The organism is Curtobacterium sp. A7_M15, assembly GCF_030705415.1.
Classification (GTDB): domain Bacteria; phylum Actinomycetota; class Actinomycetes; order Actinomycetales; family Microbacteriaceae; genus Curtobacterium.
The window spans coordinates 40,222-53,103 of record NZ_JAUZED010000002.1 but is presented as its reverse complement, the minus strand read 5'-3'; the positions used below and the strand labels follow the sequence as shown (position 1 = coordinate 53,103).

General features: G+C 68.4%; 13 protein-coding genes. 8 read left to right on the top strand and 5 right to left on the bottom strand.

Going from position 1 to position 12,882, the window contains the following annotated elements; all coding sequences use genetic code 11:
* Positions 1 to 34: 34 nt before the first annotated feature.
* Together Q7F20_RS00785 and Q7F20_RS00780 are read right to left on the bottom strand one after the other, a co-directional pair.
* Positions 35 to 1,165 carry a GDSL-type esterase/lipase family protein gene (locus Q7F20_RS00785; RefSeq protein ID WP_305738209.1) on the bottom strand — a complete coding sequence of 377 codons (1,131 nt, stop codon included), beginning with the start codon at positions 1,163 to 1,165 and terminating at the stop codon, positions 35 to 37.
* A 158-nt stretch (positions 1,166 to 1,323) separates the two neighbouring features.
* Positions 1,324 to 1,896, bottom strand: a complete 573-nt coding sequence (locus Q7F20_RS00780; RefSeq protein ID WP_305738208.1) for a DUF2510 domain-containing protein — start codon at positions 1,894 to 1,896, stop codon at positions 1,324 to 1,326.
* Positions 1,897 to 2,113: 217 nt separating this feature from the next.
* On the opposite strand from Q7F20_RS00780, the gene Q7F20_RS00775 reads away from it, so the two are divergent.
* The 3 genes from Q7F20_RS00775 to Q7F20_RS00765 all read left to right on the top strand — a co-directional run bounded on the left by Q7F20_RS00775 (position 2,114) and on the right by Q7F20_RS00765 (position 4,622).
* Entirely contained in the window at positions 2,114 to 2,617 is a 504-nt protein-coding gene (locus tag Q7F20_RS00775; RefSeq protein ID WP_305738207.1) for a DUF664 domain-containing protein, read from the top strand.
* A 67-nt stretch (positions 2,618 to 2,684) separates the two neighbouring features.
* On the top strand, positions 2,685 to 3,056 hold the full coding sequence (locus Q7F20_RS00770; RefSeq protein WP_305738206.1) for a hypothetical protein: 372 nt from the start codon (positions 2,685 to 2,687) through the stop codon (positions 3,054 to 3,056).
* Positions 3,057 to 3,137: 81 nt separating this feature from the next.
* Positions 3,138 to 4,622, top strand: a complete 1,485-nt coding sequence (locus Q7F20_RS00765) for a family 20 glycosylhydrolase (protein ID WP_305738205.1) — start codon at positions 3,138 to 3,140, stop codon at positions 4,620 to 4,622.
* Positions 4,623 to 4,736: 114 nt separating this feature from the next.
* Here Q7F20_RS00765 and Q7F20_RS00760 read toward each other — a convergent pair whose 3' ends face one another.
* A complete protein-coding gene (locus Q7F20_RS00760) occupies positions 4,737 to 5,678 on the bottom strand; it encodes a LysR family transcriptional regulator (RefSeq protein ID WP_305738204.1) in 942 nt (313 codons plus the stop codon).
* 75 nt (positions 5,679 to 5,753) lie between these two features.
* Between Q7F20_RS00760 and Q7F20_RS00755 the strand changes: the two genes are divergently transcribed.
* Together Q7F20_RS00755 and Q7F20_RS00750 are read left to right on the top strand one after the other, a co-directional pair.
* Positions 5,754 to 6,713 carry a putative oxygenase MesX gene (locus Q7F20_RS00755; protein WP_305738203.1) on the top strand — a complete coding sequence of 320 codons (960 nt, stop codon included), beginning with the start codon at positions 5,754 to 5,756 and terminating at the stop codon, positions 6,711 to 6,713.
* A gap of 20 nt (positions 6,714 to 6,733) precedes the next feature.
* Positions 6,734 to 7,783, top strand: coding sequence for a methionine synthase (locus Q7F20_RS00750; protein WP_305738202.1), 1,050 nt, complete (start codon positions 6,734 to 6,736; stop codon positions 7,781 to 7,783).
* Positions 7,784 to 8,345: 562 nt separating this feature from the next.
* On the opposite strand, the gene Q7F20_RS00745 is transcribed toward Q7F20_RS00750, so the two are convergent.
* A complete protein-coding gene (locus Q7F20_RS00745) occupies positions 8,346 to 9,191 on the bottom strand; it encodes a serine hydrolase (protein WP_305738201.1) in 846 nt (281 codons plus the stop codon).
* Positions 9,175 to 9,468 carry a PLDc N-terminal domain-containing protein gene (locus Q7F20_RS00740; protein WP_305738200.1) on the bottom strand — a complete coding sequence of 98 codons (294 nt, stop codon included), beginning with the start codon at positions 9,466 to 9,468 and terminating at the stop codon, positions 9,175 to 9,177. The genes Q7F20_RS00745 and Q7F20_RS00740 overlap by 17 nt, the downstream gene beginning before the upstream one ends.
* Before the next feature lie 174 nt (positions 9,469 to 9,642).
* Between Q7F20_RS00740 and Q7F20_RS00735 the strand changes: the two genes are divergently transcribed.
* From Q7F20_RS00735 to Q7F20_RS00725, 3 genes are all read left to right on the top strand, one after another.
* Positions 9,643 to 9,906 carry an SdpI family protein gene (locus tag Q7F20_RS00735; RefSeq protein WP_305738259.1) on the top strand — a complete coding sequence of 88 codons (264 nt, stop codon included), beginning with the start codon at positions 9,643 to 9,645 and terminating at the stop codon, positions 9,904 to 9,906.
* Between the two features lie 141 nt (positions 9,907 to 10,047).
* Positions 10,048 to 10,866 (top strand): hypothetical protein, encoded by an 819-nt coding sequence (locus Q7F20_RS00730; protein ID WP_305738199.1) that lies wholly within the window; start codon positions 10,048 to 10,050, stop codon positions 10,864 to 10,866.
* A 924-nt stretch (positions 10,867 to 11,790) separates the two neighbouring features.
* Complete coding sequence (locus tag Q7F20_RS00725; protein WP_305738198.1) at positions 11,791 to 12,831, top strand: Shedu immune nuclease family protein; 1,041 nt, start codon at positions 11,791 to 11,793, stop codon at positions 12,829 to 12,831.
* The last annotated feature ends 51 nt before the right edge of the window (positions 12,832 to 12,882 follow it).

Below are 12,882 nucleotides of genomic sequence, written 5' to 3'. Positions count from 1 at the left end.
GCGCGGTACCTGCTGGCACCGCGCCTCCCGTCCGTCAGTCGTCCTCGTGCGCCGCGAGGGTGGCGAGCACGAGCTTCGCGATCCGCCGCTGTCCCGAGTCGTTCGGGTGGATGCCGTCGGTCGAGTAGATCCCCGTCCCGGAGTAGTCGGCCTCGGGGAAGGTGTCCGCCATGCCGACGAAGGCAGCGCCACCCTTCGCCGCAGCGTGTTCGATCTCGGCGAGGTACGTCGACCACGGGTCCGCCATGCCGTCGGTCATGCCCGAGGCCGGGGTGAACTCGCCGATCACGAGCAGCGAGGGCTTCGTGGGGAGCGCCGCGAGGGCCTTCAGGAAGGCCACGTACTGCGTACCGAGTTCCTCGGGGGTGAGCTTCGACGCGTCGTTGCCACCCAACGTGATCGTGATGAGGTCCGGCGCAGCACGACGCATCGCCGTCAGGAAGCCCTCCTGGTCCTCGGTGAAGGTCGCGATCGTCGACCCGGAGTGCGCGGAGTCGTAGAGATGGATCCCCGCGTCCCGGTCGCCGTCGAAGACCGTGAACCCCAGCAGGGAGAACGGCGTGACGGCGGTGACGGTCACCGTGTGCTGCCCGCTCGTCAGACCGTCCACCTCGGTGACCGTCCCGGTGCTGGCGGTCCCCGTCGTGGCGACGGTCGTGGGCGCTGCCCCGTCGACGCTGTAGGTGAAGTCGCCGGAGCCGGGGTAGCGCGCCCACCAGATGTCGATCCCCGTGCCCGTGAAGGCGTACGTCCGCGAGGCGCCCGCCTGCATGGCGACGGACCGGTAGCCGAGGTCGGGCGCGGTCGTGTCGAACTGGCTCTCCCCCGTGCGCGCCGTCGCCCAGTCACCCCAGGTCGAGTCCGGGCCGTACACGGCGAACTGTGCCGGGAGGTACCCGTCCCCACCGGTGACCCCGTCGGTCGGGTGCTCCGTTCGGAGTCCGTCGAGCACGAGGTCCATCCACCGGGTCGAGCGGGCGGAGGCACCCTGCCCCTCGGTGATCGAGTCCCCCAGGGCGACCCAGTTCGCGGGCTCGTCGGCTCGGTCTGCCACGGCCGCGTTCCAGGTCGCGAGGGGCTCGGCGACCTTCGGGGTCGTGTCCGTGGAACACCCGGAGACGACCATCGCCACGAGCGCGACGGCCACGCCGGCGACGACCCGCACAGCTCCTCGACGGCGTCGGCGCTCAGTGTTCCGCGTTGGGCCGTTCACGTTGCCTCCCGTGGTTGGGATCTCGCCCGCGACCGAGCGCCGGGTCGGGCAATGCTAACTGGCCTGCCCGGGCCCGCGACGACACGTCACCGCCGACGGACGGGAGGCGGCTACGGCAGCACCTGTTGGAACGCCGCCACGGCCCGACCGATCCCGACGACGATGCCGATGACGGAGACAGCGATGCTGATCCACAGCGGCCACATGGGCCGTCCCGGTGCGACCTTGCGGACGACGACGTACCGGCCGATCACGTAGACGATCGGTGACAGGAACGCCCAGGGCCACGAGAACGGTCGGACGACGCCACGTCGTCGGAGGACCCGGTGGTCGAAGAACGCGAGCACGACGTTCGCGGCGTACAGGAGCACGGAGAAGGCCTGCAGCAGGAAGTAGCCGGCGGTGTAGATCGAGCTGGGGTCAACGGTCCGGAAGCCTCCAGGACCGACCTCGTACCGCATCTGCGGCTGGTAGAGGAAGCTGATCGGCAGGGAGATCAGCGGGAGCAGCGCGAGCACCCAGATGAACACCGTGTCCGTCGGCACGTCGTCGGGGAGACGCGGACGGGGCATCTGCGAGGGCGGCGGGCCGACCTGCACCGTCCACTGCGTGCCGTCCCACCACCGGGTGCCGTGCTGACCGGACGGATCGGGGTACCAGCCCGGCGGGGTCGTGGACGACATGGTGCGCTCCTCGGGGTCGACGGGGACGTCGAGCCCCGATCCCGACCGTAGAGCAGGCCCGTGCCGACCGCCGCGTTCTGAACATGACGGATCGTTCAGGAACGGACCGTACCCGGCAGTGACGCGACCCTCCTGCCGGGCGCTCGCCGCGCCTCCAGACCGACGACCTGGTGCCGGGCCCTTGCCGATCCACGCGACCACCCTGGATCCTGGGACCATGACCGAGCTGCAGCGGGTCCTGCTCTCCACGCTGCGCGAGCAGCGGCGTCGCGTCCTCAGCACGTTGGACGGACTCCCGGAGCCCGCGCTCACCCGATCGACCGTGCCGTCCGGCTGGTCTCCGCTCGGGATGGTCCGCCACCTCACCTTCGACGTCGAGCGGTTCTGGTTCCGCGGGGTGGCGTCCGGCGAGGAACTCGACCTGCCCACGGACGACGAGGTGTGGCACCCGACGCCATGCCCCGGTGCCCGCCACGTCATCGACGAGTACGAGGCGGCGGCCGCGTCCTCCGACCACGTCATCGAGACCACGCCTCTCGACGCGCTCCCGCCCGCACGGGCGCTGTCGCTGTACCCGTGGGCACCGAACCGGAGCCTGCTCGAGACCGTGGCGCACGTCATCACCGAGACCGCCACCCATGCCGGACACCTCGACGTGAGCCGCGAGCTCGTCGACGGACACCAGCACCTCGTCCTCACCGAGTTCGGCGAGCGCCGCTGACCGGATGCTCATCCACCCGTGGCGTCCTCACGACCACGGCGACCTCGGCTGCCCCTACCGTGACGGCATGGCCCGAACCGACGCGCCCACACGCCTGCCCCGCACCGTCGTGGCGGGCATCTGGGTGCTCGCAGTCCTGTTCAACGTGGCGTTGCTGACCTTCTTCGCCCTGTACACGACGGCGGACGAGTGGGCCGTCGACCGTTCGGAAGCGACCGGTGCGTTCGATCCGTCGCAGCTGCTCCCGCACGAAGGGCTGCTCTGGCTGGTCGCACACGCGGCACTCGGGCTGCTCGTGGTGCTCGACGGCGTCGGCGTCGCGGTGCTCGTGCGTGAACGTCGGAAGCGAACGGTCGCGCGCAGGGCGCGGGTCGCGCCGCCGGCGGGCACGGAGTCCACGCCGGGATCGGCTGCCGCAGCCGGAGTCCCGCTACCCTGAGGCCATCGCGGCCGGGTGCCGCCTGGTGATCGGGGTGAGGGGGGCAGCGCTGTGGGACGTGACGAGCGAGGTCGCGGAGCGGTGTCAGGACGGCGCCGTGCGCGGCGGACCGTGGTGATCGCCCTGGCGGTCGTGACCGCAGCGGCGACCTTCGTCGGCGTCGACGCGCTCGTCGGACCACCCGAGCGCCCGCAGCCCGCTGCCGACGCCGTCGTCACGTCGACCACCCCGAAGGTGCGGGTCACCAAGGTCGCCGCGAGCAGCACGAGCGCGTCGGGGAACACCACGGTGCGGACCGTGCTGACGGTCGAGAACGCCACTCGGAAGCGCACCTCGACCTCCGACGCGTGGGTGTACCTGTCCGCGGGCCGCACGAGGATCGAACTCGGGCACGTCACGGTGCCGAAGCTCGGCGCGGGTGCGAGCAGGACGATCCGCACCAGCCACCGTGCTCCTTCCCGTGCGTCGGCCGGCACGTACGCGGTCGTCGCCTGCGTCGGCCCCTACTCCGCCGAGAACTGCCGCCGCTCGGGCGCGACCGTTCGGACCACCGCCGCGAAGCGCGACCGTCCCGACACCGGCGTCATGCTCGACGTCGCGCGTGCGTACTACCCGGTACCGCTCATCGAGCGGTACATCGACCTCCTGGCCGCGCACGGCGGACGCTTCCTCCACCTGCACCTCACCGACGACCAGAACGTGGGGATCGAGAGCGCCGTCCTCGGCCAGACCCCTGCGAACGCCACGCTGCACGACGGCGTCTGGACGAGCCGCGTCACCGGGCGTCCGTTCCTCAGCACCGCCCAGGCACGGCAGATCGCCGCCCACGCGACGAAGCGCGGCGTCGCGGTCGTCCCCGAGGTCGACACCCCCGGCCACATGGCCGCCGCCTTCGAGCTGCTCGAGGCCCGACACGGGAAGGCATGGGTGGACCGGATCCGATCGGGAGACGACGAGCTCGACCCGTCGGCACCCGGGAGCTCGGCGCTGGCTGCCGCGCTGCTCAGCGAGGTGACGACGACGTTCCCCTCCAGCCGCACCGTGCACATCGGTGGAGACGAATGGGGCGCGGACGTCACCGCCGGTGAACGCGTCGCTTGGCTGAACGCGATGGCGGCCGCGGTCGGCAACCGTGAGGTCTGGGCCTGGAACGACGGCATCGACCGGAAGGCCGTCGCACGCCTCGACCCGCGCGTCCACGTCACGTACTGGAGCTTCGACGGCGACACCGAGGACCCGGCAGAGCGGCGCGAACGTCGGCAGACCCGCGCGTCGGCGAGCGACTTGTCGGCGGCGGGGATCGAGCTGCGCAACTACAACTCGTACTACCTCTATGAGGTGCCGACCGACCTCGACGAGTCGGACAGCGAGTACACGGTGGCCGACCTCCGCGAGCACTGGTCCCTCCGCGCGTGGGACGGGGACTCCGGCGCCCGCCTGTCCACCCCGATGTCCGGTGCCGCCGTCGCGATCTGGGGCGAGGATCTCGAGGCGCCCCCGTCCGATGCGCTGCTGCGGTGGAGCAGCCCGCACATCGTCGCGATGATCGAGGTCGCGAACTCGTGAGGCTCGGCGGTGGCGGTGAGGGCCTGGAGGCGCGACCCGCCCCCGGACGCACGTCGCGCCTCCTGGCTGGTCACCGCTCAGGCGGTCGGCGCGCGTCCGCGGGCGGTCGGCTTCCTATCCCAGCGGCTCGACCCCGTAGCTCGTGACCACCGACCGCAGCTCGTCCAGGTACGCCTGCGCCTGCACGGTGAGCGGCACCGAGCCGTGGCCGATCCACCCGATCTCGATGCGCTCGTCGACGTCGAGCGGGATGGCCACGATCTCGGGGTCGAGGTCGTCGCTGATCAGACCCGTGGAGATCGTGTAGCCGCCGAGGCCGATCATGAGGTTGAAGATCGTCGCCCGGTCCGAGACCCGGATCTCGCGCTTGCTCGACATCGTCGACAGGATCTCCTCGGCCAGGTAGAAGGAGTTGTTCGCGCCCTGGTCGAAGGTGAGACGAGGCAGGTCCGCGAGGTCCTCGAGCGTCGCACGCGCCTGCCCGGCCAGCGGGTTCCGCCGGGCGACGAAGATGTGCGGTTGGGCGACGAAGAGCGGCGTGAAGACAACCCCGGCATCCCGCAGCAGTTTCCCGAGGACCTGCGTGTTGAATTCGTTGCGGTACAGGATGCCGACCTCGCTCCGCAGGGTGCGGACGTCCTCGATGATGTCCCACGTGCGGGTCTCCCGCAGGGAGAACTCGTACTCGTCCGCAGCCGCCCCCTCGACCATCCGGACGAAGGCCTCGACCGCGAACGAGTAGTGCTGCGCGGACACCCCGAGCAGCCGGCGGGAGCGCTGCCCGCCCACGTAGCGCTGCTCGAGCAGGGACACCTGCTCGACGACCTGCCGGGCGTACCCGAGGAACTCGACGCCGTCGACGGTGAGCACGACCCCGCGTGCCGAGCGGGTGAAGAGCGGGCGGCCGATCCGCGTCTCGAGGTCCTTCATGGCCGCGGACATGGTCGGCTGCGACACGTAGAGCAGATCGGCCGCGGCGCTGATCGATCCCTCCGTCGCGACCTCGATGAAGTACCGGAGTTGCTGCAGGGTGATGTCGTTCGAGACCCGGGCCATAGGCCGAGGCTATACCGCCGCATAGTGTCTCGGTATTACCTGATGACCGCGGGATCCCGCCATGATCGATGCATCATGGCGAGCGAGATCACCTTCAGCATCACCCGGACCCGGTTCGACGAGGACTACTCCCCCGCGGAGACCTCGCGGGTGACCACGAACTTCGCCAACCTGGCGCGCGGCGAGCGCCGTCAGGAGAACCTCCGCGCTGCGCTAGAGATGATCGACGGTCGCGCGAACGACCTCTTGGCTGCCGGTGACCGCTACCGCCTGGAGCTCGACATCGTCTCGGCCGCGCTGCAGTTCACCGACGGTGGAGCGGACGCGGAGTTCCCGCTGCTCGAGATGCTCGACGTCACGATCGTCGACCAGCACACCGGCGAGCGCCACCACGGCATCCTCGGCAACAACTTCTCGTCGTACCTGCGCGACTACGACTTCTCGGTGCTGCTGCCGTCATCGCAGGGGCTGCCGTCCGACTTCGGCGTGCTGCACGGGGCGCTCTTCCAGCGGTTCCTGGAGTCCCCCGCGTTCCGCTCGGAGTTCGGTGCCGAACCGGTCGTCTGCATCAGCGTCTCGACGAGCCAGACCTACCGCCGGAACGGGTACGTCCACCCGGTCCTCGGTGCCGAGTACGAGCACGATCACTCCTCGCTCACCGACGACTACTTCGGTCGGATGGGCATGCGGGTCCGGTACTTCCAACCCGCCGGAGCGTCGGCACCGCTCGCGTTCTACACGCGCGGCGACCTGACCGGTGACCACACCGACCTCCAGCTCGTCGGCACGATCGCCACCATGGAGACGTTCCAGAAGATCTACCGCCCGGAGATCTACGCAGCGAACACCCCGGCCGGCAGCAGCTACCACCCGACCCTCGACCACACCGACTTCACGCCCACCCCGGTCACCTACGACCGCGAGGAGCGCAGCCGCCTCGGGATCACCCAGGGCCGGTGGACCGAGGAGCACCTCGTCCGGCCGCACGGTGCGCTCCTGTCCCGTTTCGCTGCCGCACCCGTCCCCGCCCGCTGACCGTCTGGACCGCCACTTCCATGAGTTCCCTCCTCCCCACCTCGATCGTCGGCAGCTTGCCGAAGCCCTCCTGGCTCGCCGAGCCCGAACGACTCTGGTCCCCCTGGCTGCTCGAAGGTGCCGCCCTCGCCGAGGGTAAGCAGGACGCGCTCCGCTCCGCCGTGCACGAGCAGGAGCACCGCGGGATCGACATCGTCAGCGACGGCGAGCAGACCCGACAGCACTTCGTCACGACGTTCATCGAGCACCTCGACGGCATCGACCAGCAGCGCAAGGAGACCGTCCGCATCCGCGACCGCTACGACGCCGCCGTGCCCACGGTCGTCGGCGCCGTGAGCCGCCCCGCCCCGGTGTTCGTCGAGGACGCTGCGTTCCTCAGAGCGCAGACCGACCGGCCGATCAAGTGGGCGCTGCCCGGCCCGATGACCATGATCGACACGCTCTCCGACCAGCACTACAAGTCGCGCGAGAAGCTGGCGTGGGAGTTCGCCACGATCCTCAACCAGGAGGCTCGGGAGCTCGAGGCCGCCGGCGTCGACATCATCCAGTTCGACGAGCCCGCCTTCACGGTCTTCCACGACGAGGTGCAGGACTGGGGCGTCGCCGCGCTCGAACGCGCTACCGAGGGGCTCCGCGCCGAGACCGCCGTGCACATCTGTTACGGGTACGGCATCGAGGCGAACAACAAGTGGAAGGAGACGCTCGGGGCCGAGTGGCGGCAGTACGAGCAGTCGTTCCCGCTGCTGCAGCAGTCGTCGATCGACATCGTCTCCCTCGAGTGCATCCACTCCCACGTGCCGCTCGACCTCGTCGAGCTCATCCGGGGGAAGAAGGTCATGCTCGGGGCGATCGACGTCGCGACCGAGGTCGTCGAGACGCCGGACGAGGTCGCGGAGGTGCTGCGGCGGGCGCTCGAGTTCGTGGATGCGGACAAGCTCATTCCCAGCTCGAACTGCGGGATGGCGCCGCTGGCGCGGGGGGCGGCGCTCGGGAAGCTCAGTGCGCTGTCCGCTGGGGCGGACATCGTGCGGGCGGAGCTCGTCGGCGCGGCGGTGCCGGCGGCGCGCTGACCACTGCGAGACACCGCGGCGGCCTGGAGGCGCGGCTGTCGTCCGGCTGACAAGTTGCGTTGGTACCGCCCTCGCCTTCTCCTGCCCCTCGACCCCGGTCACTGCCTCAGCGATCCACTTTCAGTCCCTCGCGGGGGGAGCAGCCAGAACGGAACAACGGCCCACGCGGGCGCCGCCGCGAGAAGCCACCAAGCAGGAGGACTCAACGTCGAAGACGCCAATCCCACGATGAGCAGCCAGCTCATCGCGAGAACCGCGACGAACCCTGCGGTGACCGCACACGAGATGCGACCTCTGCGACGGTCTCGAGCAAAGGCGGAGCCGACAGCCGCCACGAGGAACAGTCCCTGTAACGCCGCGAGCAGGATCGCTGTCCCCAACGGTTTCCCGTACCCGGTCGGGCTCCCGTCCGGACCGAACGACGTCGCGCTCCGTTCGGGTAACCGATCCCACCAGGCGCTGGTGAGCGCAACCTCGACGACGACAGGGCACGAAGCAGCGATGGCTGCGGAGAGCCCCTCGCGCTTGCGTCGGCCAGCGGCGCTGGACTTCCGTGCGATCATCAGCCGTTGGATGTCTTCCGCACCTTCCGCTCGATGAGCGCTGTCGCGATCGCATCGGCCGCATGCGGAGCCTTCGCGAGCGCGTGGACCACCGCGGTGATTCCTGCGGCGTTGGCGACGACCGCTCCGGCCGCTCGCACCTCGCCGTTGATCCAGGTCGATGCCCCTTGCCGCTGCCAGCTCACCGTGCGGGAGGGCGGAGCGCCAGGCTCAAGCGCCCATTCGGCATAGCGACAGAGGTCCTCGAACGTGGACCAGACGCCGCCTGCGGCCGCGAACGACGACTCCCCGAGCGCCCACGGCCTGATCACACGACCGAAGAGCTTCGGCACCACTCGTTCTGCCCGAGCAGGCACGAGCGTGGCAGAGCTGATCCCCGCCGGCCCGAGGACGTGATGGTGCACGGCGGCGAACCAGTCGCCGTGCACCTCGTCGAGCACGGCACCGAGGAGTGCGTAGCCGAGGTTCGAGTACACGAAGTGGCCTCGTGGCGTGACCGGCACTGCTGTATCGAGATCCAGAGGCACGCCGACGGCCTTTCGGTACGGGTCGCCGAAGAGGCTGTCACGCATCGTCACCGGAAGTCGCGGCAGCCCCGAGGTGTGGCGGACGAGGTCAGCCACGGTCATCTCGTCGTCGGCCACCCCTGGCAGGTAGTACGCGACCGGTCGGTCGACCTCGAGTGTGAGCCACGCGGTCGTCCCAACGAGTCCCTTCGCGATGCTCCCCCACTCGAGCATCGAAGCGGTGGCGTACGGCCCGCGGGGCTCGCGCACGGTTCTCCAGCCGTCCGCCACGCGAAGACTCGCGCGCCAGAGCCCGGGGGCCTCATGTGGGGTCCGCATGAGGTCCTTCCCCTGATGTGTGGTCGAGGTCTCGGAATCTCAGCAGCCGTTCGCGGCGCCTTGCAGCGAACCACGAGACCGGCCCGACGAAGGGCACGAACAGGACAACGAGGGCCCAGGCGAGCACGGGCCACCCTGTCGGTGACGAGGCTGCGAGCAGCGACGCGAGAGCTGCGAGGGCAAGCACCAATCCGACGATGGCGATGCTCATCGTCGCGCCGTCCAGCGCTGTCGGCAGAAGCGGATTCACGCTCCCGGCCGTGGTCAGGTCGAACATCTCGCAGACTCCCCATCCTCGTGACAACACCGGTTGGCAACTGAAACGTTGCCGTTGAGATGTCAAAAGACTAGCTTCGCACCTATGGATGGAGCAATGGTGTTCGCGCTGTCTCTCGAGGTCGGTGCTTCGGTTCTCGTCACCTGTCTGACTTGAAGAGCAGCGAGCGGATCGCTGGCTCGGAACGATCTCGCCGGCGTCCGCACGCGGATCACGATGTCCAGCGACGCGGCATGGCGCATCGCTCATCGAGCAGCGCTGCGTCCAACCATCATCAGCGGAACGATCACCGTGACCTGGTGCCTGATCAGCATGGGTCTTGCCCCGCTCCGCAGTCCGGTCTCCGTCCTCGTGGCCGCAGGAGTGCTCGTCGGCGGCGCACTCCTGTCGATCCCGGTGGCGCACCGTGCCGTCCGCCGATCCTTCCCCGATCGCTGATGACGACCTCGCTCCCCGAGGAAGGTGGGCGCCATGCGTCAACGCGACGGCGGCGCCCGGCCTCACATGTCGGCGCTGACGCGGAGCGTGTGGCCCTCGGGAACGGTCGGGGGCTCGACGTAGTGCACGAACACCGGCTGCATGGTCGGCTGTGAGGAGCTCTACTGGGTGCCGCGGTTCGTGCGCGGCCTGCACGTCGATGGTCCCGGCGAGGTCGTGGCGGTACCCACCGTCGTTTTCGCGGCGACGGAGCTCGACGCTCATCTTCTCGGCCGTACCGCCAGCTTGCAGGTAGGAGTCGCCGTGCTGGTCGATGACTGCCGGCGGGCCTGCACGCCAGGTCTGGGCGCCCATCGGGCGGAACGTGTCGTTCAGAACGGTGCTGACGGATCCGTTCGTCTTCGTGATGACCAAGTTTGGCTACTCCACGTGCTCGTAAGCGACAGAGGTGATCTTCATGCGCACCTCGTGCAGCGTGGCACACGCCTGATTGCGTCGCCGCGAAGCGTCAGGCGGACGGCGTTGACTACACCCATGATCTCAAAGGGCCTCATCCATCAGGTGGAAAGCGCGACGGTTCGTGATCGCGACGGCGCGACGGTCGGCAAGGTGACGCAGGTGTTCCCCTCCGACGAGGACGGCAGTGCTGCCTACGTCAGCGTCGCGACGGGACTGCTCGGGAGGCACCAAACGCTCGTCCCGGTCGAGGACGCCACCCTCGACGGCACGGATCTGCACGTCGGGTACACGAAGGACGCGATCCAGGCCGCACCCTCCCTCGGACCCGAACACACCCTGTCCCTCGCCGAGGCGAACGCAGTCCACAAGCACTTCGGGTTGTCCGCAGCCGGCGCGGCGACCGGGGACATGGGCGACCCGAACGAGAACCTCGATCAGGCCGGGACAGGGCCTGCGGGCGCGGATGACACCGAGGGAGCAGGCTCGACACCGCCAGCGTAATGGTGCCACAGCGAGGACATTCGCTTTCTCGCAGCACTCCTCGGCGAGTCCCGCCGCTGTGCCCTAGGAAGTCTTGAGTCGAGCGTAGGTCGGCGCCTCAACAGACCATCGACATCCGACCCACGAAAGCGACGCCAAACTCGGAAGCTGACAGACCCTGAGCACCGAACCGTGACGTAGGCAATCGAGCGACTCAATCGCGATCTCGTGATCGGCCAATCAGCGCGTCGGCCCACAGGCCCACGCCGCCGACCAGAAGGACGATGCCGATGATCCAGGTCGGGAACCCGTGCGTCGTAGTCACAGTCCGTACCGGCGCCAGCACGCAAAACAAACCCAGCACAAGGGAGGCCGTCGCAACGCTCGCCGGTCGCCAGAACCTCAACCTCTTCATGAGACGAACTTAGCCAGCGCCAGGGAGCGAGGTTGCACAATCATCCGATCCGCTACGCGGTCGACCAGCGAACGCCCGCGCTCGGAACAGGCTGGGTGAGGTCCTTGACGGCTCTGGTCACAGATGACGCTCCGCTCTCGGACGATGCGTCGCTCGGCGCCGGCTTCACCGCCAGTTCCGGCACCTAGTTGACGGGCCGACCGATGGTGCACAACCGATCGATTCTGCACCCCCCCCGAGCGACATGGAAGTCGTACCAAGCTCGCCACCGTCGTCTGCGTCTTAAGTCTTCGTAGTGGGATGCGCCGCACGCTCGCCTTGCGGTAGGAATGAGTGTGCCGAGGATCAACTGGGATGACGCGCCTCTACCCAACGAGGTCACGTACGCCGAGGGGAGACTGCCAACTCGCACGTATGTCTCGCGAAGTTTCATCACCCAGTTTGGGCGTGACGCGGGTCACCCGTCGCGCTACGTGCACCGGGTCATCGATGAGGTGCAGTCTGATGACGGCGCCGGTTGGGATTGGACCATGCAGGTCATCAGCACCACGCCCGGGAGACGTAAGCAAATTCAGCTCCACGTCGCCAGAGAATCCGGCGCTGTACGAAGAATTCGGATCCAACGCGTGCCCACCTCCGGCGACCTGACGCGGTTGGAAAATGTGCTCGAGCTTGACCGAGACCAGTCGATGGCGCTGCTAGAAGCGCTTCGCGCCATCGACGCGATACCGATCGAGGGCGATCAGTCTGTGTACGTGGACGACCAATTGCTTCGTGACGTATTCTCAGACCCCGGCGCTATCGCTCGTGTCTACGCTGACAATCCAGATCGGTTTCGATCTCTCATCGAGTCCGACGCGACCGCGGAGGACGTCGTAGCGCTACAGCGCCGCCGAAGCGTCGTTACGCAGATGCGCACCTGGCTTGACGTCCCGGAACAGTTCGACGCGGCGTCGGAAGACGCTGGCGGCCCTGAGCGGGCTTGGCAACGGCTCCTAGAAGAGAATCCTTGGGTCCTCGGGATAGGGCTCGGCGGTCAACTCCTCACGTCGTGGGACGAAGGAAAACTGGAACAGACGGTTGTCGGCAGAAGTATCAAGGGCGTGGGGAAGCGCGTCGATGCGCTGCTAGCGTCCGCGGGGATCGTGCGCAGCCTGGTTTTCGCGGAAATCAAGCATCACCGCACAGCGCTTCTTGCCGAGGAGTACCGCTCCGGGTGCTTCGCGCCCTCCAGAGAGCTGGCGGGAGCGGTCGTACAGGTGCAGCAGACGACTCACCTCGCTGCTCGAGATCTCGGCGACTTTATGCAAGACACATCGGCCGAAGGAGAACTGCTCAGTTCTGGTGCGTTCATACTTCGACCTCGCTCGTTCGTCGTCCTCGGCTCTCAGGCCGAGTTGACCGGAGCTACGGGAGGGCCGCTTCCGGACCGGGTGAGAAGCTTCGAACTGTTCCGGCGCAATCTCCTTGAGCCCGAAGTAATCACCTTCGACGAACTCGTCGCCCGTGCCGAGTGGCATCTAGCCGAGGCGGAGGACGCCACGGGTGACTTGGACGCAAGCAATGAATGAGCCACCCCACCGTCGACAGCTCAGCCGATTCTTTCGGATATTGCGGCGCCT